The organism is Exiguobacterium sp. S22-S28 (assembly GCF_043359615.1).
GTDB lineage: Bacteria > Bacillota > Bacilli > Exiguobacteriales > Exiguobacteriaceae > Exiguobacterium_A.
Genome location: NZ_JBHFFC010000001.1, coordinates 43,098 through 67,308 on the forward strand (window position 1 = coordinate 43,098; position 24,211 = coordinate 67,308).

21 protein-coding genes and 4 pseudogenes are annotated in these 24,211 nt (G+C 39.3%); 16 read left to right on the forward strand and 9 right to left on the reverse strand.

Annotated elements, in window-relative coordinates; genetic code table 11:
- Window positions 1–13 precede the first annotated feature (13 nt).
- Window positions 14–2,963, forward strand: a pseudogene (locus tag ACHA8N_RS00245) (Tn3 family transposase).
- Window positions 2,964–3,070: 107 nt separating this feature from the next.
- A complete protein-coding gene (locus ACHA8N_RS00250) occupies window positions 3,071–3,172 on the forward strand; it encodes a helix-turn-helix domain-containing protein (protein WP_393964383.1) in 102 nt (33 codons plus the stop codon).
- A gap of 17 nt (window positions 3,173–3,189) precedes the next feature.
- Here the strand turns inward: ACHA8N_RS00250 and ACHA8N_RS00255 are convergent, their stop codons facing one another.
- Window positions 3,190–3,549: an abortive infection family protein gene (locus ACHA8N_RS00255; protein ID WP_393964369.1), complete on the reverse strand. Its 360-nt coding sequence runs from the start codon at window positions 3,547–3,549 to the stop codon at window positions 3,190–3,192.
- A 316-nt stretch (window positions 3,550–3,865) separates the two neighbouring features.
- On the opposite strand from ACHA8N_RS00255, the pseudogene ACHA8N_RS17555 reads away from it, so the two are divergent.
- Together ACHA8N_RS17555 and ACHA8N_RS00260 are read left to right on the forward strand one after the other, a co-directional pair.
- Window positions 3,866–4,026: pseudogene (locus tag ACHA8N_RS17555) on the forward strand (C39 family peptidase); the annotation flags it as partial.
- 129 nt (window positions 4,027–4,155) lie between these two features.
- A pseudogene (locus ACHA8N_RS00260) lies at window positions 4,156–5,709 on the forward strand (IS3 family transposase).
- Window positions 5,710–5,763: 54 nt separating this feature from the next.
- Here ACHA8N_RS00260 and ACHA8N_RS00265 read toward each other — a convergent pair.
- The 3 genes from ACHA8N_RS00265 to cadC form a co-directional block, all read right to left on the reverse strand.
- Window positions 5,764–6,432, reverse strand: coding sequence for a CadD family cadmium resistance transporter (locus ACHA8N_RS00265; RefSeq protein ID WP_003322298.1), 669 nt, complete (start codon window positions 6,430–6,432; stop codon window positions 5,764–5,766).
- A 116-nt stretch (window positions 6,433–6,548) separates the two neighbouring features.
- Window positions 6,549–8,720, reverse strand: a complete 2,172-nt coding sequence (locus ACHA8N_RS00270; RefSeq protein WP_393964370.1) for a heavy metal translocating P-type ATPase — start codon at window positions 8,718–8,720, stop codon at window positions 6,549–6,551.
- The gene (gene cadC, locus ACHA8N_RS00275) at window positions 8,713–9,081 is read right to left on the reverse strand and encodes a Cd(II)-sensing metalloregulatory transcriptional repressor CadC (protein WP_003322301.1); all 369 of its coding nucleotides are present in this window, start codon (window positions 9,079–9,081) and stop codon (window positions 8,713–8,715) included. Before cadC ends, ACHA8N_RS00270 begins: the two co-directional genes overlap by 8 nt.
- Window positions 9,082–9,351: 270 nt before the next feature.
- On the opposite strand from cadC, the gene ACHA8N_RS00280 reads away from it, so the two are divergent.
- Window positions 9,352–9,906, forward strand: coding sequence for a recombinase family protein (locus tag ACHA8N_RS00280; RefSeq protein WP_393964371.1), 555 nt, complete (start codon window positions 9,352–9,354; stop codon window positions 9,904–9,906).
- Between the two features lie 30 nt (window positions 9,907–9,936).
- A pseudogene (locus tag ACHA8N_RS00285) lies at window positions 9,937–11,634 on the forward strand (DUF4158 domain-containing protein); the annotation flags it as partial.
- Here the strand turns inward: ACHA8N_RS00285 and ACHA8N_RS00290 are convergent.
- The 3 genes from ACHA8N_RS00290 to ACHA8N_RS00300 form a co-directional block, all read right to left on the reverse strand.
- Complete coding sequence (locus ACHA8N_RS00290) at window positions 11,634–12,968, reverse strand: primase C-terminal domain-containing protein (RefSeq protein WP_393964372.1); 1,335 nt, start codon at window positions 12,966–12,968, stop codon at window positions 11,634–11,636. The pseudogene ACHA8N_RS00285 and the gene ACHA8N_RS00290 sit on opposite strands and share 1 nt — an antisense overlap.
- A gap of 706 nt (window positions 12,969–13,674) precedes the next feature.
- Entirely contained in the window at window positions 13,675–14,046 is a 372-nt protein-coding gene (locus ACHA8N_RS00295) for a DUF5388 domain-containing protein (RefSeq protein WP_119924047.1), read from the reverse strand.
- A gap of 3 nt (window positions 14,047–14,049) precedes the next feature.
- A complete protein-coding gene (locus ACHA8N_RS00300; protein WP_119924048.1) occupies window positions 14,050–14,904 on the reverse strand; it encodes a ParA family protein in 855 nt (284 codons plus the stop codon).
- Between the two features lie 206 nt (window positions 14,905–15,110).
- Between ACHA8N_RS00300 and ACHA8N_RS00305 the strand changes: the two genes are divergently transcribed.
- From ACHA8N_RS00305 to ACHA8N_RS00315, 3 genes are read left to right on the forward strand one after another with little or no spacing between them, the layout of a single operon-like run.
- The gene (locus ACHA8N_RS00305; protein ID WP_133208764.1) at window positions 15,111–15,521 is read left to right on the forward strand and encodes a type II toxin-antitoxin system MqsR family toxin; all 411 of its coding nucleotides are present in this window, start codon (window positions 15,111–15,113) and stop codon (window positions 15,519–15,521) included.
- A gap of 50 nt (window positions 15,522–15,571) precedes the next feature.
- On the forward strand, window positions 15,572–16,609 hold the full coding sequence (locus tag ACHA8N_RS00310; RefSeq protein WP_393964373.1) for a type II TA system antitoxin MqsA family protein: 1,038 nt from the start codon (window positions 15,572–15,574) through the stop codon (window positions 16,607–16,609).
- Between the two features lie 27 nt (window positions 16,610–16,636).
- A complete protein-coding gene (locus tag ACHA8N_RS00315; RefSeq protein ID WP_393964374.1) occupies window positions 16,637–16,762 on the forward strand; it encodes a hypothetical protein in 126 nt (41 codons plus the stop codon).
- A gap of 531 nt (window positions 16,763–17,293) precedes the next feature.
- Here the strand turns inward: ACHA8N_RS00315 and ACHA8N_RS00320 are convergent.
- Together ACHA8N_RS00320 and ACHA8N_RS00325 are read right to left on the reverse strand one after the other, a co-directional pair.
- A complete protein-coding gene (locus ACHA8N_RS00320; protein ID WP_393964375.1) occupies window positions 17,294–17,887 on the reverse strand; it encodes a hypothetical protein in 594 nt (197 codons plus the stop codon).
- Window positions 17,888–17,909: 22 nt separating this feature from the next.
- Window positions 17,910–18,407: a zinc metalloprotease gene (locus tag ACHA8N_RS00325; RefSeq protein WP_152539579.1), complete on the reverse strand. Its 498-nt coding sequence runs from the start codon at window positions 18,405–18,407 to the stop codon at window positions 17,910–17,912.
- A gap of 465 nt (window positions 18,408–18,872) precedes the next feature.
- Here ACHA8N_RS00325 and ACHA8N_RS00330 point away from each other — a divergent pair, with 465 nt between their 5' ends.
- The 7 genes from ACHA8N_RS00330 to ACHA8N_RS00360 form a co-directional block, all read left to right on the forward strand.
- A complete protein-coding gene (locus tag ACHA8N_RS00330) occupies window positions 18,873–19,361 on the forward strand; it encodes a helix-turn-helix domain-containing protein (protein ID WP_393964376.1) in 489 nt (162 codons plus the stop codon).
- A 350-nt stretch (window positions 19,362–19,711) separates the two neighbouring features.
- A complete protein-coding gene (locus ACHA8N_RS00335; protein WP_393964377.1) occupies window positions 19,712–19,900 on the forward strand; it encodes a hypothetical protein in 189 nt (62 codons plus the stop codon).
- Between the two features lie 14 nt (window positions 19,901–19,914).
- Window positions 19,915–20,139, forward strand: coding sequence for a TrbC/VirB2 family protein (locus ACHA8N_RS00340; protein ID WP_051523810.1), 225 nt, complete (start codon window positions 19,915–19,917; stop codon window positions 20,137–20,139).
- A 93-nt stretch (window positions 20,140–20,232) separates the two neighbouring features.
- Window positions 20,233–21,324, forward strand: coding sequence for a hypothetical protein (locus tag ACHA8N_RS00345; protein WP_393964378.1), 1,092 nt, complete (start codon window positions 20,233–20,235; stop codon window positions 21,322–21,324).
- Between the two features lie 25 nt (window positions 21,325–21,349).
- Complete coding sequence (locus ACHA8N_RS00350; RefSeq protein WP_393964379.1) at window positions 21,350–23,716, forward strand: VirD4-like conjugal transfer protein, CD1115 family; 2,367 nt, start codon at window positions 21,350–21,352, stop codon at window positions 23,714–23,716.
- Between the two features lie 12 nt (window positions 23,717–23,728).
- Window positions 23,729–23,983: a hypothetical protein gene (locus tag ACHA8N_RS00355; RefSeq protein ID WP_393964380.1), complete on the forward strand. Its 255-nt coding sequence runs from the start codon at window positions 23,729–23,731 to the stop codon at window positions 23,981–23,983.
- 16 nt (window positions 23,984–23,999) lie between these two features.
- On the forward strand, window positions 24,000–24,211 hold a 212-nt coding region (locus tag ACHA8N_RS00360; RefSeq protein ID WP_393964381.1), incomplete at its 3' end, for a hypothetical protein.

Below are 24,211 nucleotides of genomic sequence, written 5' to 3' on the forward strand. Positions count from 1 at the left end.
GGATTGATTTAACTTGAGTGTGAAAGAACTGCTGACACAAGAACAGCGCAAGGAAATTTTAAATCTTAATAATTTATCAGAATTTGAATTTACTTCTTATTACAATCTATCTGACTATGATATTGATGTTATAAATCGTCATAGAAGAGATCATAATCGCTTAGGGTTCGCACTCCAATTATGCATTCTTAGAAACCCCGGTTGTTCTTTAATTAATATGTTAGAAATACCCGAAAACCTTATTAAATATATCGCTAATCAAATTAATGTAGATCCAGAGGTTTTCTCTTCATATGCTCAACGTGATACAACTAGACGTGAGCATTTAGAAGAAATACGTCAAGTATATGGATATAGAAACTTTAATAACAGTGATTATCGTACGATTTCTAATGTTCTTTTAAAAGCCGCATTGGAAAATGGGAATTCAATGTATCTAGTACGCACAGCAATTGATTTATTAAGAAAGGAAAAAATAATTCTTCCTGCCATACCAACAATCGAAAGGATGGTTTGGATAGCAAGAACGCGTGCAGAGAAAAAAATATATGCCATACTAACAAGTAATCTTTCCGAAAGACATAAGCGTGAACTAGAAAAGTTAATCGATTTAACGGTAAATAATAATAAAACCCAATTAGCTTGGCTTCGGGAAATTCCCGGACAGTCGTCACCAGATTCTTTCATAAAAGTCATAAAAAGATTAAAGTACATTAAAGAAATGAATATTGCAGCCAATACGGCATTAATACACCCCAATAGACTTTTACAATTGGCACGAATTGGGGCAAGATATGAACCCCATTCTTTTAGAAGATTTAACGAAGATAAAAGATATGCATTATTAGTCGCTCACTTAATCACTCTCTCCCAAGACTTAACTGACCATGCCATTGAAATTCATGATAGACAAATGATGGTGTTACAAGCAAAAGGCAGAAAAACACAAGAAGAGATGCAAAAACAAAATGGAAAGTCAGTAAATGAAAAAGTTGTGCATTACGCAGATATAGGAACGGCTTTAATTAAAGCCAAAGAGGAAGGTATTGATCCCTATGTGGCACTAGAGCAAGTAATGCCGTGGGATAAAATTGTAGAATCGATTGAGGAAGCTAAATTATTATCAAGACCAATGGATTATGATTACCTTGATTTAATAAAAACTCGATATAACTATTTAAGGAAATATACTCCGAGCTTGTTGGATTCTTTAGTGTTCAAATCTACTAAATCAGCAGAGCCGTTATTAAAAGCATTAGATACCATACGCGAATTAAATGATTCTGGAAAAAGGAAAATCCCTGATGGCTCACCTTTGAGTTTTGTTCCTAAACGTTGGCAAAAACATGTTTTTGATGATGAAGGTAACATTAACCGTCAATATTATGAAATGGCTGCCTTAACAGAACTCAAAAACTCTATCCGTTCTGGTGATGTTTGGGTTGAAGGTAGTCGATTACATAAGGATTTTGAAGAATATTTAGTGTCAAAAGATGATTGGGGAAAAGCAAAGACTAAAGGGACTAATATAGCTGTTAATATAAGTTTTGAACAGTATATACAGGAAAGATGCGAAACTTTAAATACTAAACTTCAATCGATTTCTAAAAATATTGATAAAGTTGAAAGTATCAACATTGAAAAACAAAGGATACATATTGAGAGACTTCAAGCTGATACTCCTGAAGAAGCTAGAAATTTCAGCTTATCGCTTTATAATATGCTTCCTAGAGTTAAACTTACTGATTTATTAATGGAGGTAGCTGAATGGACTGGATTTGACGAATCATTTGTTCACGCTTCTTCAAATCAACCGCCTAAAGGTGAGGAAAAGTCTATTGTGATGGCTTCAATAATGGCAATGGGGACAAATATTGGATTAACTAAAATGGCAGAAGCAACTCCTGATATTTCATATCGCCAGATGGCCAATGTTATGCAATGGAGATTACATGAAGATGCGATGACTCGCGCACAAGCTACACTGGTAAATTATCAGCACCGTATATCATTAACTTCATATTGGGGAGATGGGACAACATCATCTTCTGATGGTATGCGTGTTCCTGTCGGTGTATCATCGTTACATGCAGATTCAAATCCGCATTACGGAACTGGGAAAGGTACGACCATTTATCGTTTTACAAGTGATCAGTTTTCTTCCTTTTATGCAAAAGTTATTAATACAAATGCAAGGGATGCCGTACATGTGATAGATGGATTATTACATCATGAATCTGACCTTTCAATTGAAGAGCATTACACTGATACAGCTGGTTACACGGATCAAGTTTTCGGATTAAGTCATTTGTTAGGGTTTCGTTTTGCACCAAGACTAAGAGATATAAGTGACGCTAAATTATATACCATTTCTTCTCCTAATAATTTTTCAAACATAAAAGGCATACTTCGAGGAAAGATTAACACAAACGTTATTAAAGAGAATTTTGATGATGTATTAAGGCTGGCACATTCAATTCGAGAAGGAAGAGTTTCTGGATCATTAATCATGGGGAAATTAGGTTCATATGCAAGACAAAATAAAATAGCTACAGCTCTTAGAGAGATTGGGAGAATTGAAAAAAACAATCTTTATTCTTGACTATATAACTAATGAAACATTAAGAAGAAGGATACATCGTGGGTTAAATAAAGGAGAAGCCATGAATGGATTGGCTAGAGCTTTATTTTTTGGTAAACGTGGAGAATTTAGAGAGCGTGGCATACAAGATCAACTACAAAGAGCCAGTGCGTTAAATATATTGATCAATGCAATTAGCGTATGGAATACTGTGTATTTAAGTGAAGTAACAAAAGAATTTAAGAAAAATAATGTCCTAAAAGAAGAATTACTTCCACACATTTCACCTTTAGGATGGGAACATATTAATTTTCTTGGAGAATATAAATTTGATTCAAATAGATTACCAGCTAATTCGCTAAGGCCCTTAAATAAAAACTAATCCATAACATAAGCCAAATCCCTTAGCGTACAGGTATTTGGCTTTTTTCGTGTCGAATTTTGCTTACCGTACAAAATTTCCGAAATGTTGGCTGTACCCCTTTTATGATGTATGAAGCGAATATGACTGTTGAAGACATCACTCGTACTTTGAATATCTCACGTGCCACATTCTATAAATATAAAAAACAAGCAGAACAACGTAAATGAAGTTCTGCTTGTTTTGGTTAATGACTCTGTTCAAGTTTCTTCATCATATACTCAGAGATCATCCCCATTGATTCAATCGCTGCAGTCGCTTCATGATCTGCTATTGACGGAAGAAACGGTCTTCCATGACCAGTCCCTTCTCGATTTCTTAAATTATTTATCGAACAGCCTAGTTCATAGAAAGAAGACTCCATTCTTTCCACATGAGAAAATTCTCCTTTATCCGCTGGTGTAGTCATACCCAAACAATTGAAAGCCAGACCTAAAAGGGTAGGAAAATGCTTTTGCTTGTATGTTCCCATCTTTTTTAAAATCACGTGATAAGAGACTGCTTCTAATAAATCTTTACTTGTTCCAACAAGCAAAGCAGCATCCATAGACCTTTTTTTGGCACGACGTATATATTTAAGTAATGCTTCTTCATATTGGGGTACCACCAACAGTTTGACATAAAACCCACGCTAAGCAAATTTCGACATAAAATAAGCCTATGATTCCTACGCTAAGAAATCATAGGCCTATTAGTAACTATTATAGTAGTTTTATTATCTGTATAATTCCAGACATATTTCCATTTGATTATTCATGCAATCAATCCAAACATGCTGGTACTTACCATTTTTAGGGTTCCTTTGTGGTAACTCCTCAGTTTTTTCTATTTCACCTGTGTTGCAAATTAATCTAATAGGGCTTCATAAGCTGCACTCTGTATTAGTAACAGGATATGATATGACCAATGCTATATTTACTTTAGTGATCCACTAGCAAACACAAAGAATAAAAAGGCCAAAATAGCAGACTTTGAAGCTGCATGGGTGCAACTGGGTAGACAAGCAATTACTTATATCCAATAGTTAGTTGGTTAAGGTAGGTTCCGTTATTTGTAAATAAGAAAAACAAAAGTCCCAACTGTTATGATATGCTCCCCTCTAAGTAGACAGATTAAAACAAAAATCTGTTTGCCTAGGGGGGGGAGCTTTTCTATGTCTTATAAACGTTATTCTCTTGAGTTTAAAACTGACGTTTTACTAGCCTATGAAAAGAGAGAGTGCACTGTAAAAGAGCTCTGCACATACTTCAATATTAACGAGGATTCATTAAGTGAGTGGATGAAGCTTTATGAGAAGTACGGTATAGAAGGGTTACAACGTTCGACCACATGGAAGCCATATTCAAAAGCGTTAAAAGAAGCAGCTGTAAATGACTATCTCTCAGGGGAATATTCTCAAAGGGATCTTGTTGAAAAATATGAAATCTCAAGTAGAAGTGTCCTTCAAAGGTGGATCAACCATTATACTAGTCATAGAGAGTTAAAAGATACTTCAAAAGGAAGGACGAGCTCTATGGCTAAAGGAAGGAAGAAAAACAACTTGGGATGAACGCATACAAATTGTACTTGAATGTCTGAAGAACGGAAAAGATTATCAAAAAGCAGCTTCTACTCATCAGGTTTCTTATCAACAGGTCTATCAATGGGTGAAGAAGTACGAAGATGGTGGAGATGAAGCACTGAAGGATAAGCGTGGGCACAAGAAAGAGGAAGATCAACTCACGCCAGAAGATAAAGCGAATCTTAGAATGAAAGCGTTAGAAAGAGAAAATGATCGATTACGTGCAGAGCTTTTATTCATAAAAAAGTTAGAAGAGATCGAAAGGAGGCGAAAATAAGTCAGATCCGATTTGAGGATAAGTATCTTGCGATTCAAGCGCTTCACCAGGAAAAAGGGTTAAGCATTTCCCTGCTTTGTGACATTGCCGGTATTGCACGATCTGCCTACTATAAATGGCTTAATCGTACCCCTTCGTTCAGAGAAAGACTGAACCAGAAAATCACTGAAGAGATCAAAGCGCTCTATCAAAAAGTAGAGGGCATATTTGGTTATCGTCAGATGACCCTTCATATGAATAGAACGTTTGAAGAGACATTAAATCACAAGAGAATCTATCGGTTGATGAAACTGGCTGGCTTACGCTCTGTCATTCGTGTCAAAAAAAAGCGATATAAACCCTCTGCCCCTCAACATGTGGCAGAGAACGTATTAAACCGTGAATTCACAGCTGAAAAGCCGAATGAGAAATGGGTAACGGATGTGACAGAATTTAAATATGGCCTATCTAAGAAGGCCTATCTCAGTGATCTTTATGACGGATCCATTATTAGCTATGTGCTGGGACACTCTAATAATAATCAACTGGTATTTAAAACGCTTGACCAGGCAATCGTACGATTGCATCAAGAACACCCACTGATTCATAGTGATCGTGGATTCCAATACACCTCTAAGGCGTTCAAGCGTAAATTAGAGGCGGCAGGAATGGCTCAAAGTATGTCACGGGTTGGTCGCTGTATTGATAATGGACCATTGGAATCTTTTTTCGGCACGTTAAAATGTGAAAAGTATTATTTACATAAGTATCAGACCTTTGAAGAACTTAACATTGCCATAAATGAGTACATCTATTTTTATAATCACGAAAGATACCAAAAACGATTAAACGGCCTCAGCCCTAAAGAATATAGAGCGAAAGCCGCTTAAATCACTTTTATTATTTCCACTGTCTACTTGACGGGGGGCAGTTCAGATTATTTTTTAATAATTTATTAAACTCAAAAGGGCACTGAAAGTTTCGTTCTCCACCATGATATAGATTCCTAAACCAATAAAGACAATGGGTATAATCCATCTACCGTAATTCTCTAAGGTTTCAGAGACATGTTTAAAAGCTGCCAAACGATATCCAATAAAACACCAAATCGCAACCATAATAAAGAAAGTAATAACCGTTACTGCTAGTTGGTTCATGGTTAAAGTAGAGAAGAAAGGAACATATATTCCAATGTTATCTCCGCCATTAGCAAATGTTATAAATGCTACACTTAAAAAGACACTATTATACTTTCCAGAATTTAAACTTGAAAGAATTGCATTTTCATCCTCATCTTCTCCCTTTATAAACAACATAATCCCTAAATAGATTGGGATTAGTCCAAGTAATCCTACCCATTTCTCTGGAATTAACATAACTCCAAAAGTTCCTAAGAGACTAACTACTACTAACAAGGTAAAACCTAGATATTGTCCAATAATTATATCCTTAGGGGATATATGCTTATTCTCTGTCTGGTTACCTTTTAAACCTTCACTCGTTTTCACCTGTGCTTTTGCCTGTGAAAATAGCAGCATCAAAACAAAAATATCATCAATATTGGTAACTATAAATGCCCCTATTGCAGAAATAACGTTCAAAATTAAAGTCAATTACATCAACTCACTAACTGATTTTTTATTATATTTAGAAGTTATACTAATAATGAGTCCTTTTTAAAAAAGGAATTTCCATCTGTCTGGAAGAGTCCTTTTTAGCACTTTTTCCTTTATTCTTTCACTCTCATTAGTCGCAAACCATTTAGAGCTACCAGGAGGGTTGCGCCCATATCAGAAAGGATGGCAATCCAGAGCGTTAACCAACCTGGGATAACCAATAGTAAGGCAATTAATTTAATAGCAATTGCAAAAGTAATGTTAGCTTTGATGATATTAAGAGTTTTCCGGCTAAGTTTTACAGTGAATGGAAGTTTTCTTAAATCGTCTCCCATTAGAGCGACGTCTGCAGTTTCTAAGGCTGTGTCTGTACCAACTCCACCCATTGCAATCCCAACTGTTGAGGCCGCCAATGCAGGTGCATCATTGACCCCATCTCCTACCATTGCTACGTTGCCATACTCGGATCTCAACTGTTTAATAAAGTCTAATTTGTCCTGTGGCATTAATTCTGCCTCTATATCAGATACTCCAACCTGCCCTCCGATAGCATTCGCAGTGCCTTTGTTATCACCAGTAAGCATAATTGTTTTTTTGATTCCAAGTTGATGTAACTTTTGAAGAATTTCCTTACTTGACTCACGAACTTCATCAGCAACTGCAATAACTGCAAGTATTTCTTTTTCGGTTCCAATAATCATGGCTGTCTTACCTTGATTTTGAAGAGTAGTAACATTTTGCTCTAAGTCTTTATCGAAATCATTAGTCAATAATTCCTTAAAGAGTTTCGGGCTACCGATGTAATAAGTCGTCCCGTTTACGATACCCTTTATACCCTTTCCTGTGATAGAAGAGAAATCCTCTACCTGTACGTCAGAATAAGTAATGTTTTCTTCTTCTGCTTTTTTCATGATGGCTGAAGCAAGAGGATGCTGAGAACGATACTCCAATGCAGTAATAATGGATAGTAATTCTTTTTCATTTATCTGTTTGTTCAACACATTATAATCAGTTACAGCTGGGACCCCTTTTGTTAATGTTCCTGTTTTATCGAATGCAATAGCCTTTAAGGCGCCCATTTCTTCTAAATACACTCCGCCTTTTACAAGGACCCCTTTTTTCGCAGCATTTCCAATCGCTGAAACAATAGAAATAGGAGTCGATATAACCAACGCACAAGGACAACCAACAACAAGAACAGCTAATCCTTGATAAATCCATGTTTCCCAACTGCCATCAAAGAATAATGGAGGGACTATAGCAACTAATGCTGCAATGATCATAATAATCGGTGTGTAATATTTTGCGAATTTATCAACAAATGCTTGCGAAGGAGCACGTTCCCCTTGTGCTTCCTCTACAAGATGAATAATTTTAGAAATTGTTGTATCTTCTACAAGTTTCGTTATTTCTACTTCAAGTAATCCTTCTTCATTTAAGGTACCTGCAAATACTTCATTATCAACCGTTTTCTCGACAGGGACTGATTCACCTGTAATAGCTGCTTGGTTAACGGCAGAGTACCCACTTACAACTACACCATCCATCGCAATCTTTTGACCAGGTTTTACAATCATGATATCCCCAACAGCAATATCATCAACATGAATCATTATTTCTTGTCCATTACGTCTAACAAGTGCCTCTTTAGGAGCGATATCCATTAATGAACGAATCGATTGTCTTGCTCTATCCATAGAGAATCGCTCAAGTGCTTCACTGATTGCAAAGAGAATAACAACAATGGCAACTTCTGCCCATTCTCCAATAATAGCACCACCTATAACAGCCACTGTCATAAGGGTTTTCATATCAAATTCAAAACGTAGTAAGTTTTGCAAACCAACTTTAAAAAGTGATAATCCTCCGATAAACATGGATGCTAAAAACAATAAGGTAGTAACAATGTTCTCTTCTCCATTCACATACGAGGAAAGATAACCAAAGGCAATCAATAAGGAAGCATAAAGTAGAGTACTATGCTTTTTATAAAACGGCACTTTATCTTCTTTCGTATCTTCTTTTACCTCTTGTGATGCTTGGCGAGCAGATTTTTCAGGTGTCACTTTGAGATTCTCAAATGCACCTGCTTTTTCTAGTTCTTCTATCGTTGCATTACCATAAACAGCAATTTTAGATGCACCAAAATTTACTTTTGCATCCTCAACTCCAGATAGCTGTTTTACATTTTTTTCGAATTTACCCGCGCAGTTTGCGCAAGTAAAACCTTGTACACGATAGGCCTTCATTTCTTGTTCAGATGTTATTGCCTTTTGATCAGACATTGACATTCACTTCTTTCTTATGTTCTAGTACAATCATCATTATTTGTCTAATATGTTCATCGTCTAACGAATAAAACGCTAGTTTTCCTTCTTTTCTATATCTTACAATCCCCTGCTTATGAAGGGTCCTTAAATGATGAGAAGCATTTGCCACCGTAATACCAATAATATTTGCTATATCACACACACATAACTCTTCATCTTGACACAAAGCATAGGTAATCTTTGCCCTATTTTCATCCGCAATTGCTTTTAACATTTGGGCAACACTAACAATATCGATTGTTTTTAAATCACCTTGTATTCGATTGACCTTTTCCTCGTCATAACAAAAAATTTCACAAGTATCTTTCTTATTCACATTATCACCCCATTGATATTCAAGTGTTCACTTGAATATAGTATATACCTTCCCTTGGTTAATATTCAAGTGAATATTTGAATGAAAAACATAAAATGATTTTTCTAATAGTAATTCCCGTTAACGAATGTTTAAGGGAAAAACTTTACCTATCTATAGTACACATGATTTTTGGCGTTTTCTAATCCCTAAACCCTTCCCATATTCATCTTCCCTAAAATTTACTTATAATCCAAATTAGGGAACAATTATTCTTGGGGAGGGAATTTAATGGGAAAAGTTTTTGGATATGCTCGTGTTTCTACTCAAGATCAAATTTTAGATCTTCAAATTGATGCTTTAGAAAAAGCAGGCGCAGCTGTTATTTACAAAGAGAAAATAACTGGAACGAGAAAAGAACGTCCAGAATTAGAACAACTCCTAAAGGCTATAAGTAAAGGTGATTCTGTGGTCGTTTATAAGTTGGATCGTATCTCAAGGTCTACAAAACATCTAATTGAATTGGTTGAAACCTTTGAAGAAAAAGAGGTCAATTTTATTTCCATACAGGATAATATTGATACATCAACAGCTATGGGACGTTTTTTCTTCCGAACAATGGCGAATATTGCTGAACTAGAACGAGATATTATCAGTGAGCGTACAAAATCAGGATTACAATCTGCAAGAATGAGAGGCCGAAATGGGGGGAGACCTTCCAAAGACCCCAAGTTGGTGGAACGTGCTTTAAAACTACATTCATCTAAACAATATAGCATCAAAGAAATTACGGATATGACGGGTGTTAGTAAATCAGTGTTGTATCGAGCTTTAGAAAAAAATTAAACCTTCGGGTTGGATTAGGGGGATTTTCCTGTGTATCTAAGAGCAAGAGAACTACTTACACCTGATCAAAGAAAGGATTTTTTGTTAATCCCGTCTACTTTAATTAATTGGGAATTAGCGTATTACTATACCCTTACACAAGATGATATTGAGGTAATAAGACGTAGAAGAAGAGATCATAATCGATTGGGATTCGCTATTCAAATTTGTCTTTTTCGTTACCCTGGTTGGTCTCTTTCAGATATCAAGAATGTTCCTGATAAGGTGATAAACTATGTTGCTAATCAGTTACAAGTAGATGCAAGTGAATTTAAGCTATATTCTGAACGAGAGCAAACGAAACATGAACATATGGAGGAAATACGAAATTATTATGGTTTTTCTAATTTTTCAGCACAGTCATATCGGATTATTTCACAGGCATTACTCCCCCATGCAATTAAAAATTCAAATGCACTGTTCCTAATAAGGATGACTTTAGAAGAAATGCAAAAACGAAAAATCATTCTGCCTGCTATGACAACGATTGAAAGATTAGTATGGGAAACAAGGCGAAGGGCAGAGGAGAAAGTATATAATTCACTCTATAAACCGTTATCTCCATGGCAAAAACAACAATTGGAGAAATTAATTGATACCCCTTCCGATAAATCCAAAACTAAGCTTGGATGGCTAAGGGAAATACCAGGTCAGTCATCACCAGATGCTTTTTTAAAAGTAATTGAGAGATTAGAATATGTTCGTTTATTAAATCTTTCAACAGAGTCCGAAAATATTCACTCGAATAGGCTGCTTCAGCTTGCTAGGCTAGGCGCCCGATATCACCCTCATTCCTTTCGGAGGTTTAATGAGAATAAAAGGTACGCTATTCTTGTAGCTCACCTTTTAACTCTTAGTCAAGATCTAATCGATCAAGCTATCGAAATTCATGACCGCCAAATTATGATCTTACAGTCAAAGGGTAGAAAAGCACAAGAAGAACTGCAAAAGCAAAATGGAAAATCTATCAATGAAAAAGTACTGCACTTTGCGGATATTGGTGAAGCTTTAGTAAAAGCACGAAATGAAGAGCTAGATCCATTTGAAGTATTAGAGAAAATAATGCCTTGGGAAAGGATTGTTGATTCTATAGAAGAAGCAAAACGTTTAGCTCGTCCTATGGACTACGATTACTTAGATTTGTTGGTCACCCGGTTTAGTTACCTTAGAAAGTATACACCGGTACTTCTCAGTAAATTGGAGTTCCGTACGACTCAGGGTTCTGAGCCTTTATTGCGCGCTCTAAATGTCTTGCGTGAAATTAACAATAATAAGAAACGCCATATTCCCGAAGGCGCGCCATTGGATTTTGTGCCAAAGAGATGGCAGAAACATGTCTATGATGAAGATGGAAATATTAATCGAAAGTATTATGAATTAGCAGCATTAACCGAATTAAAAAACCATATCCGTTCAGGAGATATATGGGTTGCTGGAAGCAGGTTACATAAGGATTTTGAAGAATACTTAGTCACTAAAGATAATTGGGATGAAACTAAGAATACAGGCAATAGATTAGCTGTTGGTATGTCCGCTCAAGAATATATAATTGAGAGAAATACTGCTTTAAATGAAAGATTAGATTATATATTGGAAAACATAGATTCTCTTGAGGGAATAAGTATTGACAAGTCAAGGATACGACTTGACCGTTTAGAGAAAGATACACCGGAAGATGCCAAATCTCTCTAAGTAGTATTAGAACAATCAATATTATTTCTAGTACCGTAGTTCTGATAAAGAGACCCGCCAACCACCGTATCTATAAATGTATACGGATTGAGCCCATTACTTTTGATTATGTTGGGGAACTGAATAACGTTGTTATAACTTATTATCTTGATCGTTGTACAAGCTGCACGACCTCTTCCTTCAACCGTCTTCTCGATCAAGCATTCTTGAATCAAGAGTTCAATTACTCGTTTAAATGTCGCGTATGAGAGCGTTTTAGATCTGTCTACTGAAGAACAGATCATCTTCGCAATGTCACGCTGTGCACCACAAAGAACCCCTCCATTTTCTCTTAAAATAGATAGGACGTCTTCTTTCCACTCTTCTAAATGACTATATGTACGCTCTTCTCGCGGCTTTGCACCTTCCCAAAGTTGATATTTAAACTCCATTCCAGACAATGTCTCAATCCAGTACGCAGAAGGACCTAGTGGTGCGCCTTCTTTAAAGGCACTCTTAACCTTTCGCTTAACATCAAGCTGACGCATAGCCGGTGTATTTCGTTCATTCCAAGCATACAAATAGATTTGCGTATCTTCTTCTGAGTATCCTGTCGCTTTGAAAGCTAATGCCAAGGTATAGCATGTGTTATCACGTCGTCCTTGCTCAACACCTTGAAGGAGGGACTGGATCGCAGGATGTTGCATCATGTCTTGCTTACGTACCATGACTTTTCGTTGATGTAATAGCTCTTCATTGCGCTCCGAATACCAATTACAAAGCGCGTCAAAAGAAACACGCTCTGCAGACCGATGTACAGTGTTTTGAGGCGTCGGTAAACGGAACCACCGTTCAGCACCTACAGCCTGTAGATCACCTGACAGCTCTTCAGCAATCGCTTGTTGAATCCGTTTGTAATGTTCTACGACTTTTGGAAATGCACGACGTGGCTCCGCCAGGTACCAGTACACATGGAAGCCACCTGATGGCGTTTGGACAATCAAAGAAGGAGTCGGAAGACCTGCTGTTGTGACCATTTCCATCACATCCGGATAGATCATGCCAGCGTTCTTGGCAATCTTGACGTCAATATCAATGACAAGTGCATTTAGCCAGCGCAACGTTCCCGCATGACGCTGATCGTTACGATAGAATGTATTCGGTGTGAAGTACGTTGCTGAAGCTTGTGCTTGAAACAATGAGCTGTATGTACGGACTGCTTTTGGCTGCGCGAAGTCGTTGCAAACAAAGACCCAACCTAAATGGTTGCTTGGACCGCTTTGTTCTTTTTGAGACGCGCGCTTTGGTGCTTCCGTTAACTGATCACGATACAACTGACGTAAAGACTCCATTCGTCTTCCTCCTTTCTGATTGATCTATGATTTAGTTTTATGTCGAAAAAGAATTGTCTCTAAAATTGCGTCATGCTACACTGAAGTTAATTTCAGTGCATAAGAAAGAGCCCTCAATGAAGCGTGAATTTTTTCACGTCGTAAAGAGTTATTTTTTGATTCTTTTTTCTGTGCTGCTCGCGATGTTTAATCGATGCACTCCTGACTGGCGGGTCAGTTGCATCAAGGATCTGATAACCTTTGTTATCAGATTTTTTTGCGTGAAGAGATGCTTTCTGTTTACAACTATCTGTATCATTTCATAAAAAAAACGGCTTCACAACAGGTTTTTTTATAAGCTTAGGTTTGAAATCTACATGTAGATTTGTAGATTAGTCTACATGTAGATTTGTAGATTTGTAGATGCGTCTACATGTAGATTTGTAGATTTGTAGATTTGTAGATTTGTAGATGCGTCTACATGTAGATGTCATCGGACATCGTCTAATCCCTTACGTACCAATGGATTCAAAAAACGTCGCGTCTACATGTAGATTTGTAGATTTGTAGATTTGTAGATGCGTCTACATGTAGATTTGTAGATTTGTAGATGCGTCTACATGTAGATTTGTAGATTTGTAGATGCGTCTACATGTAGACGTGTTTGGACTGATCAGTTTTTAGTGTTATTTTTTCCTAAAAAAAGAGACTCTCAGCAGAGTCTCTTTTATGATTTGCGCGTTTTCATCATCATGATGTCTTTCAGAATTTGGTATTCTTTTTTCTGATCACTCGCCATACCTTCGACGTAGTCGTCAATGAACGTCGAAATGACTGCGTCAACTGACTCTCCCATTCCCATCGTAACCAGCGCAGCCAATTGATTTTTAGTGTTTGTGGACACACGAACGGTTGTACTTCCATTTGTCACTGCTCGTTGTGTTGTCTTTTTACGCTTGGATTGAGTTACCTCTTCTTTGGATTCAATTGGATTACTCTCAACTACTACGTCTTCCGGAGAATAAGTCTTCTGTGGTGTAGCCACTGATTTACGCTCAAGTAGACGCTTTCTTTGAGGTTGATTTTGATTATTCACCATTCTTTATTCCACCTCTTGTTCTGCATAAGCTAATTCATACTCAAGTCGTGATAAAAATTCATCAGCCACTGAATCATATGTGCTCATGACACGACGATCGTGCATATCATCTTCTTTAATTCCTTCGACATCATAACGCTTTAAGCGTTCCATGTTTTTAATGACCCCTTCGAACAAGTTGTTCTCTCCGAAGATTTCTTTTGCACTCTCAAGAGTTGCAAGATCCACAGCTGCTCCATTTTTCAGAAGAACCGGTAAGATGCCTAGAACATCAAAGTCCGTGTCATAGTCATTTAATAGATCCTGAAGGTATTGTGTAAAGACTTCAGCCCCTTGTAGACTACGTTCTTGCGTTTGTAAAACCACTACAACGAAGTTCGATGCATAGAGAGCAGCGTCAGTATAAATAGAGATCGTTGGCGGCACATCGATAAAGATGAAGTCAAAGTCATCTTTTAATGGCTCAAGCAATGTCGAGAGATATGTAATACGATCGACTTCATTCTCAAATTTTTTCTCAAGAAATTTAGGATATTGAGCGAAATCGCTGAAAGAAGGGAGTAGATAAAGATTACTCTTAATCTCAGTAACGATTTTGCTTAAGTCACCTTCTTGCATGGCAGCCATTAACGTCTGTTCAAACGTAAACACTTCATCTTCAAGCATTGATTTGGTCTTTAAAAACAGTGCCGTGGCATTTGCTTGCGGATCCTGATCGCACAGTAGGACGCGGTAACCCTTTTTGGCAAGCGCGTAAGCTAACATCGTACTATTGGTCGTTTTACCGGTACCACCTTTAAAGTTTCCGAACGTAACCGTGATTGCTTTGCGTTGAGACAAATCTAGTTTCGTCGCCATGATCATTGCTCCTTTATCACTTAATACTTAAAAGAATATCAATCTTTCCTGCTTAAGTCTACATGTAGATTGAAACAGGAAAAACCTAAAAAGTATCATTTGATACTTTTTAGGTTTCATGGTATTCTATTAAAAAGTATCAAATGATACTATAAACGGAACTCTTCTTTAAGAAGAAACTTATTCAACGTAACGGAGGTTTACTTATGGTAAATGATGATAATGAATGTTCACGGTCCGCGAAAGAAAATGCTGCAACATCTTTAGTAAATGAAGAAGTTACTTCTCTTGAAGTCTTTCTTGAAGAAATTAAAACGTTGATTAAGAGTGGAAAGCGACGCTTTGTTATGCGCAAAGACATTCGAGGTCACGATTATATACATCATTTAAGTAATCTCGGTCTAACAACCATCGAGGAAGCCTGGAAAGAAATTCTACAATTAGAAAGTAAGCATTACTTTCAAGGTCCTGAGGAAGACTACAAATATCAATCTCAAGGAAAAGTCATTTGGGTGTTCAAAAAAAACATTAACGAGACGGTGACATACATCAAATTGAAGATTGATCCATCTTCACAACAATGTGTGTGCTTGTCATTTCACGAAGATTACCCTTAGTAAATAGAAATATTTTTCTATTTAACTTAAAAACTTTGGAGGAATTTATTATGTGCGAAAACCAGGGAGAGCGCAGATTTTGTGAGGAATGTAACACAGAAACTGATGTCGTCATCAAGGAGAGAAATACTACTCGATTTTTCAGAAAAGAAGCATTTGATATTGTTGAAAAATACGCAGAATGCATTGAATGTGGTCATGAAGTATACGATGAGAAAACTGCTAACGATACTTTAAAACAACTGAGCCGATTATATCAGGAAAGACATTCTTTTACTCCTCAGGATATAAAGTCCATCAGAAAGTCTACAGGACTCACTCAATCAATATTTGCAAAAGTTTTAAATATGGGGGAAGCAACTATAAAACGGTATGAAACAGGTGCTTCTTTGCCTGATGGTACACAATTAAGCATTTTAAAAATGCTGCTTCAAGATCCCGCAAATATCATTAAATTTTATGAAGATACTAAAACGAAGTTCTCAGAAGAAGAACAACATATTATTGAAAAGAAATTGGAACATATAAAACAGGACAGTTTAATAAAATCTAACTTTGATTTACTCCACACTTTATATACTAAATATGATCAATCTGTATTGAACGGTTTTTCCAGATTCAATCCTGAAAAGCTATTTAACATGATTCTATTCTTCTCGGAAAGAGGAGTTCTTAAAACGAAATTAATGAAGTTATTATGGTACTCAGATTTTCTTATGTATCAAAAGAATCAACTATCTATCAGCGGAACTCCTTACTGGCATAAAGAATTTGGTCCTGTCCCCGTCGAACATGATACGATTTTGGGCTGTGGAACAAGCATGAATTATATTTTGATTAATGAAGAAGAAGATATAAGCTCTGGATATACAAAAATGCTTGTAAAATCTAATACTCCTATCAACTTAACGCTTTTTTCCGAACAAGAATTACAAATCATGGACAGTGTTCAAACCTTTTTCTCTAATTACGGATCACGAGATATCAGTAATTTTTCTCACGAAGAAGACGCATGGCAGCAAACTCAAGAGAAAGAGATAATTTCTTATGAATTTGCAGAGACCATTAAATTAATTAATACACTATAAATAAATTATTTAAAGAGGTGATTCTAAATGGCTAAACATTCGGGCGGTAAAGTGGGTAAAGCAGGTAAAACCTTAAGCAGTAAAGGTGCCTCGAAATCTCAAAAAAGTAACGCTGGTAAAACACTCAAAAAACATCAAGATTCTAAACATTGAACATCACATAAATAAAGAGTCTACCAAAAAACTAATTTTGTTTTTTGGTAGACTCTTTATACATAAAGGAGTTGTAACAAATATGATGCTCACTCAAATAGTAAGTTTTAATATAACTAAACTTGATACGGTGATACATTTTTCTATAGGTATTGTATTAGCTGGCATCTTAATTAAGGTTCTATTACCACGACAATCATTTAATATGAGTAATCTCAGCGAATTATACATTGTATCTGCAAAAATGGTTGGATACGTTTTATTAGCAACCTACATATACTATTATCTTCATGTAAATGAAATAAAAAAAGTAGACGTCCTAACCTTCTTTACTTTTACGCTTGCAGTTCTAGAAGCTGCTCATTACTTATTTATCATTTCAAGCAATAGTTTCGCTGATTTTTTTCCGCAAGTTTTTTTACATTAATAATAAATAAAATTCTTTTATATTATATATGCTCTAACTTGGCAATGATAACTTGTACAATATAAAAGGACTTCTTTCAATTAAAGAAGCCCCTACTGTTTTAATCATTCCTTATCTAATTTTGATTTATCGCCTTTATTACGATTATTGTACTTTTCTTTATTTTTCATAGCTTCCGGAACAATAGGTGATTTTAAAGCACTCACAATCTTTCTAACTGAAGTGCTTTCTTCTTCAGCATTCTTAAGTTCTACCGTACCTTGGTTAGTAATTGCAGTATGCCAGTCCTCAGATTCTAAATAACGTGTAGCAAACATGTATTGACAACCTTCTTTTAACATTTCATCTTCATTATATAAAATCAAAACGCTATTTCCTTCCGAATCCTTATCATATCCTCCAAATTGATTAACAATGACTTCTCCTTTTAACTTTCCCTTTAAATTTTTATGCACTTTTACTGAATACTGTGTTTCTGGTGTTCCATCAAGTCGTTTACTCCCAACTTCTTTGATAACTTCTCCTACAAACACATTTTGAGCAGCACCAACTAAAATTCGATCATCAGAAAAATCAGCCACTTCATTTAAATATGCATTAACAATTTTGACCGGCTTCTTTTCTGATTGATAATGATCAAATCCATAAACAGTCAGGCCAATAACTGCTGCTATTGAACCTATTAAGAATTTTTTCATAGTTAACGCTCCTTATATCAGATTAATAGCCCCAAAGAGTTCGATAATCTGACTTATCGTGCGAACCTAAAACTTCATAACTGTAAAAGCCAGATCTCAACACGTTTCCAGCAAGTCCATGATGATCTAATCCAAGAGCATGTCCCATTTCATGAAGTGCTGTGTGCTTTCTTTGAGAACTCGTAAAGTCATAAAAATAATAATCATTGTAGGAGATGACGTCTGCTCCAGTTTGAGGGGAATGACTGCCACTCCAAGTCACATCGCTCCGATCAACATCTTTAAAAGATAAATCTTCAACAGTTGAAGTAGTGTCTCCTGCGATTTTAATAGTCCCCATCGTATTCCATACACTAATTGAGTGATTTCGTGCTGTAGTCCATCCAGTTGTACCTTTTGCGGTACCCCATCTGATTTCTTTCCCATCTACAGAGGAATGTCCTAAGAAATGAGCATCGACATTTGAAGGAAGAATAAGTGTAGCTGCTACTACTGATAGTGCAAGTACAGTTTTTCGCATGGATTTGCTCCCAAATAAGTTATTTGAATTATCAAGAAATTAATAACTTAATTTTACATAATATTAAAAATTAACTAAATAGTTCTTAAGTCCTCAGATATCTGTTTATTTACTTAAGCATGTATATTTTTACTCATAAAGAGAAGGAAATTCAAAAAAAAGATTTACGTGAATAAAAGTAAAGTAGTAAATATTTCTATCTTTATAATTTATTTACCCCATTTGTCTTTTTAAATTCGATATGGATTTTTGGATTTGTTTTTTACAATTCTGCTACACATTCAGCAATTTTCAAATTTATTAGTTCTTGCTCCCTTGTCATTAGTTGTTTCGACATCAATCGACAATTGTAAAGTATTTGACATATCAAAATAAGAATTGAATTAACAGAACAATCTGCTATATTCTAACTATCAACAGGAAAACATTGTCACACAGTGGTTCTCGAAGGAAAGGAGCATGATTATGTACCGATTCGGAGAGTGGTTACGACGTGAACGTCTAGAACATGGTTGGAGTCAGGTAGAGTTGGCAGAAAAGACGTATGGAGAAATCTCGCAGGCAGCAATCAGCGCCTATGAGCGGAATCGTTCGCTTCCTTCTATCCTTGACGTCCAAATCCTTGCAGCAGCCTGTGATCAGACGTTAGGATCCATACCTTGGGATGAATTCGACTTAAGGACGGAGAAGAAACGGAATTGGTCGAATCTGAAGCAAGAACGTTTTGATCTAGCAGAACTGCCGCTTGCGGATTCCGTTCGCACGTTCGACGGCAAGATATACCAGCTGCATGGTCGAATTGCGATCGAGCAAGAGAGTAAGGAGACCAAAGAGATTGCGCAACTCTATTACCGGATCCGTACTGTCGTCGGAGAGAATCAAGTGATTGCAAAACGGAAGCACCCAAATGATGAGTTGATTCATGTCTCACGTCGCAGACTGGTCCATCAATAAACCATCTATGTATAGGGATCTACTTATGAAATAACACGAAACCATAACCAAAGGAATTGATGACCGTAGCAGCATATCGCTAAGGACAGTCACTCCAATCACATACCGGCGTGTCCCTCATGTGTGACCGGATGAGCGGGATATACGCAGAAATGGTTCGGCGAGAGTCGCCTAAAACTCGCCCACAGGTCACGTATTCGTTGAGGGTCATCGAAAAACCCTAAACAGACGTCCGATATCGGATGTCAGAGTTCGTGGGGGAACGTGCTATAAACCCACCGCCTTGCTTGACTCCGACTGTCCTTAAGGATGTGCTGCTGCGCATCGACTTCAAGGAAGGAGTGTACGCCATGCCGACACGTGAACAGAAGCAGAATAAGACCTTTGCGGAGAAGTTGCTCCGGATCCAAGGGAAAGACTATGAGGAGTGGCTCGACGCCCAACATCAACTCGTCATCCAAGAGAATCAGGAACTAATCTTAGAAGCACTCGACTCAAAACTGAACGTCACATCGTCCGTTACCGCGTCACGGGATTGAGAGGAGGAACACAGATGGGTTTGAATGAGACAGGACTTAGTTTACTTCAGTTCTTTCAGGGGCTGGCCGTCATCGCGGCAGCGATCGCTTTCGTAGTTGCTGGTTTCTACTTCATCTTCGGTGGAGACCGGGGGCGATCGAAGGCAGTGGGTTGGCTCGTCGGCGGTGCCGTTGGTCTGATCATCATCATGGGCGCCGTCACGCTCGCGGAGATGGTCAACGACAACATCAAATTCTAATCTAACAAGCAATCAAACAGACCGTCATTCCAAACTGGATGGCTTTTTTTATTGCCTTCATATAGGATGTCTTGCTTCAAAGGAGGAGAATCTATGCTCTTTGTCCGTTTCACTGATGTAGCGAAAGAAGCCTTCCCGAACTACGAGCGTCTCCCGTATGAGGAGGCGCTTTTATTATCCACCCAAGTTCATCAGGAAGCCCAGCAAGCGAATGAACGATTTGCGAGCGAGTTCCGAATCTTCGATGATGCCGATCAGCTCGTCTATAAAGGCACGTTCCAGTTTGGTGACACGACCTATCCAAACCTGTATCAACAGCTGAAGGAAAGGATCCCACGCATCCGAATCCGGAAGGAGGATGCGACGAAGAAGATCCTATTACTCGAGAATCTGGAACGTTTGACGCCGGAATCCTACAAGACGATGACGACGTCAGCGACTCAGCAACATCCGGATATGACACACATCTCCCGCTTACGTCGCGGACAGCGTCGTCTCGTCTATGGCGTCAGTGGTGTAAGTCTGTTGCTTCTTGGGGCGCTATCCGTTGTACAATTCGTGCAGCCGGACCCACCAAGCAGTGTCCGCGCATCGTCAGGTGATTGGCAACCGCTTTATGAAGAAGCGTTAAATGGCAAGACCGATCCACTCATACAACGTCTGGAAAAACAAAAGTCATTGAGTAACGAACAACAACAGTTCCTGATTACCCAGTACGTCGAAAGAGAAGACTACGATCAGGCGGTTGCTGTGACGAACGATCCGATCGATGTCGAGACGATCATCATGCAGTCGAAGCCGTTCGCAACAGACCGTCAGGAGACGTTACAAGCCTTCCAAGCAGTCCATCCGACGGATGAAGGGGCTTTCGATCTCGCCATCCTGCAGAAAGACTATAAACGTGCGGTCTCCATCCCGGACGTCGAGATGACGACCGCGCGCAAGGAGGCGAAGACACGTGCCTACATCGCGTTGAAAGATGTGACGAAGGCGCAAGAAAGCGTCAAGCTGGTCCAAAACGAAGAATTGAAACAGCAAGTGGTAACACTTGCCCAACTGGATGAAGAGATTCAAGCACTCGAAGATCAAAAACGACAGTTATCCGAGAAGACGGACAAAAAAGAGCTCGAGAAGCTCAATGCGTCGCTCGAAGCGAAGCAAAGACAAGCCTCAGCTCTTCTTTAATGAAAGTGTGGTGAATGAAATAATGATGAACTTTTCACTTCGTTCCCTCGCTACCTCCGCTTGGCTGTGGCGATGCCTTGCCTTTTTGATTGTTTTACCGATTCTCTTGTTCTTAGTACTCAATGTGGCGTTTCAGTTCCTACAGCAGACAGTCCAAAATCTCTTTCAGGACGGGAAGTTGACGACCGGTTCCCCCCTTCAATACGAATCGAGTTGGTGGACGACCCTGGCCTGGTCGACCTCCCTCGCGTTCGTATTGTTCGGTGCCTGCTTCCTCCTAGGAGGCTTTCTCTTATTGAAGTATTGGCTCAACTTCCGCGATCTCAAGGCAGCACAGAAAGGAAGTGCCCGCTTCACGACGTTCCAAGAGTTGAAGCAACAGTATCGGGATGTGCCAGACCGTAAAGAGACGTACACGGGATCCGGTGGCGTCCCGGTCGGTCGCTATCGTGATCGCCTGTATATCGATGATAGTGCCGTCAACAATCTCGTCATCGGGACAACCCGGTCCGGGAAAGGCGAAACGTTCGTCTTCTCGACGATCGACCTCTACAGCCGTGCCGAACGCCAAGCGAGCCTGATCATCAATGATCCGAAAGGCGAACTGTTCGCTGCCTCCAAAGAGACACTCGAGGCGCGCGGGTATCAGGTCGAGGTTCTCAATCTGATGAACCCGTCGCAATCGATGTCCTATAACCTGCTGCAACTGACGATCGACGCGTATCTGGACGAGAACTATTCGCTCGCTCAGCAATATGCTCGCTCGGTCGCCTACATGCTCTATCATGACCCGAAGGCGAAGGACCCGTTCTGGAGTAACTCCTCAACGGATCTCTGCACCGCCTTGATTCTTGGATTATGCGAACAAGCCAAACATGAACCGAAGAAGATCACGATGTATAACGTCGCCTTGATGTTATCCGATCTCGGCTCACGCACGGTCACTGATGGAATGGGACAGGAACAATCGGCACTCGACTCCTTCTTCGCGTCGTTCCCGGAGAATCATCCGGCACGTATGCAGTATGCGACGCTTCATTTTTCCGGGGGGCAGACACGCGCGAGTATCCTTGCCAATACGAATGCCAAGCTCGGGATCTTTACTCTTGATGCGACGGCACGTTTGACGGCACAGAACTCCCTTGATATGAAACTGATCGGCTTCAACCGCTGGATCCGAGGACGTGCGCTTCCCTTGTCCCGGTTGACGTTCTACTTTCCAAGTGGGAAGCAGCTCGCCTTGACGACGGACGACGATGGGAGTTTCGTACTCCATCACGAAGAGAACCTCGAAGTTGATAACGAAATCCTCATAGAAAATGAGGGACAACGTTACACCGTGACACTCACGGGTTGGACAGACGAGGCAGACGGGATCTTCGACTGGACGACGGATGCCCCGATCGACATCCGGGAGATTCGCCAGCACCCGCGTCCCGTTGCCGTCTTCCTGATCGTCCCGGACTACGATTCGACGTTAAACGTCATCGCCTCACTGTACGTCAAACAAGTCTACACCTCACTCGCTCGTGTCGCCTCACAAGCGACGAGCGGACGTTGTGAACGCCAGGTCATCTTCTTGCTCGACGAATTCGGGAACATGCCAGCGATTGAAGGGATGGCGAACATCATCACCGTCTGTCTCGGTCGGAACATTCGTTTCAACCTCGTCATCCAGTCCTACGCGCAACTCGAGAACCTCTACGGAGAGGATTGGAAGACCATCGACGGGAACTGCGGAAACACGCACTATCTATTGACAGCAGATGAGTCGACGGCAGAATTGATCTCGAAGAAACTCGGCGAGCAGACGATCGTCACGAAGTCTCGTTCCGGACAGACCTTCTCGCTTTCGAAGTCGAAGACGGAAAGTGTAGACGGCCGGCGCTTGCTGACGGCAACAGAAGTCATGGGACTGAAGGAAGGCGAGATGCTGATCATTCGGGTCATCAAACGACAAGACAAGCAAAAGAAACGAATCCAGTCCTACCCGCTATTCCTGACCGGACGGACGGCGATGAAATACCGCTATGAATACTTGGCAGATGACTTTAATACGGACCGTTCCATCAACGATCTCGTCATTCCCTGCGCACATGCGCATCTCGACCTGAATACGCTTCGTGTCCCCTTCCATCTGGGCGCCTCAGTTGCATCGAAAACGGTTGAGACGGATGAGGAGACAACGAAAGCAACAGAATGGCGCGTCTGTGATGTCCTGCAACCGAAAATCCTACGCTCGATCTTCGAGACGACGGAATACGACACCCTATCCATCACAGTGTTCGAGCAAGGGATTTTAGATAAGACGATTCCTGTGACGGACAACCAGCGTCACTTTTTGAAGACGATCATCAGCAAACGACTCGAGAAACTCCGTCATGGCGTCTAAGGAGGGCATCATATGACAGAACTGACACGCACGGAACGCGTCCAGCGCGAACTCCGTGTCATCGCGACCATCATCAAGGAGAACAAGAAACGCCTCCGTCGCGGTGAAGTATTGAACATCCAGACCCGGGACGGCTTTCTCGTCGTATTTGAGGAAGAAGACCCAGACTCAGGCGACCGAAAAACTGTTACGCTTATAGACACATTCGATTTTCGGGTCCACGTTAGTAATGGCGATTTAACGGATCTGGAACAGGTGTCATCATAGGAAAAGGGGTGGAGGCATGCAAGCGAAACGAGTACTCTCCGGACTATTGATTTCCTCTGCGTTACTTTTAGTCGGTTGTAGTGAAACTGAAGACTCTAGTCATGCGAATCAAGTAAAGTTATCCAAGGTAGAAAATCTAATGGATGGAAAACAAGAAGGATTCCTATTGATTTTAAAAGAAGAAGACGGAGATATCGGCTCATATCAAAGTAAATTTGATTCCGTAGC

What these genes read in the sequence shown, in the direction of transcription:
- ACHA8N_RS00350 (WP_393964379.1), top strand. Translation starts at nt 21,350, where the DNA reads ATGAACTTTTCACTTCGTTCCCTCGCTACCTCCGCTTGGCTGTGGCGA.
- ACHA8N_RS00250 (WP_393964383.1), top strand. Translation starts at nt 3,071, where the DNA reads ATGTATGAAGCGAATATGACTGTTGAAGACATCACTCGTACTTTGAAT.
- ACHA8N_RS00300 (WP_119924048.1), bottom strand. Translation starts at nt 14,904, where the DNA reads ATGGCGACGAAACTAGATTTGTCTCAACGCAAAGCAATCACGGTTACG.
- ACHA8N_RS00280 (WP_393964371.1), top strand. Translation starts at nt 9,352, where the DNA reads ATGGGAAAAGTTTTTGGATATGCTCGTGTTTCTACTCAAGATCAAATT.
- ACHA8N_RS00345 (WP_393964378.1), top strand. Translation starts at nt 20,233, where the DNA reads ATGCTCTTTGTCCGTTTCACTGATGTAGCGAAAGAAGCCTTCCCGAAC.
- ACHA8N_RS00325 (WP_152539579.1), bottom strand. Translation starts at nt 18,407, where the DNA reads ATGCGAAAAACTGTACTTGCACTATCAGTAGTAGCAGCTACACTTATT.
- ACHA8N_RS00305 (WP_133208764.1), top strand. Translation starts at nt 15,111, where the DNA reads ATGGTAAATGATGATAATGAATGTTCACGGTCCGCGAAAGAAAATGCT.
- ACHA8N_RS00315 (WP_393964374.1), top strand. Translation starts at nt 16,637, where the DNA reads ATGGCTAAACATTCGGGCGGTAAAGTGGGTAAAGCAGGTAAAACCTTA.
- ACHA8N_RS00335 (WP_393964377.1), top strand. Translation starts at nt 19,712, where the DNA reads ATGCCGACACGTGAACAGAAGCAGAATAAGACCTTTGCGGAGAAGTTG.
- ACHA8N_RS00355 (WP_393964380.1), top strand. Translation starts at nt 23,729, where the DNA reads ATGACAGAACTGACACGCACGGAACGCGTCCAGCGCGAACTCCGTGTC.
- ACHA8N_RS00290 (WP_393964372.1), bottom strand. Translation starts at nt 12,968, where the DNA reads ATGGAGTCTTTACGTCAGTTGTATCGTGATCAGTTAACGGAAGCACCA.
- ACHA8N_RS00295 (WP_119924047.1), bottom strand. Translation starts at nt 14,046, where the DNA reads ATGGTGAATAATCAAAATCAACCTCAAAGAAAGCGTCTACTTGAGCGT.
- ACHA8N_RS00255 (WP_393964369.1), bottom strand. Translation starts at nt 3,549, where the DNA reads ATGGATGCTGCTTTGCTTGTTGGAACAAGTAAAGATTTATTAGAAGCA.
- ACHA8N_RS00330 (WP_393964376.1), top strand. Translation starts at nt 18,873, where the DNA reads ATGTACCGATTCGGAGAGTGGTTACGACGTGAACGTCTAGAACATGGT.
- ACHA8N_RS00340 (WP_051523810.1), top strand. Translation starts at nt 19,915, where the DNA reads ATGGGTTTGAATGAGACAGGACTTAGTTTACTTCAGTTCTTTCAGGGG.
- ACHA8N_RS00310 (WP_393964373.1), top strand. Translation starts at nt 15,572, where the DNA reads ATGTGCGAAAACCAGGGAGAGCGCAGATTTTGTGAGGAATGTAACACA.
- ACHA8N_RS00270 (WP_393964370.1), bottom strand. Translation starts at nt 8,720, where the DNA reads ATGTCTGATCAAAAGGCAATAACATCTGAACAAGAAATGAAGGCCTAT.
- ACHA8N_RS00320 (WP_393964375.1), bottom strand. Translation starts at nt 17,887, where the DNA reads ATGAAAAAATTCTTAATAGGTTCAATAGCAGCAGTTATTGGCCTGACT.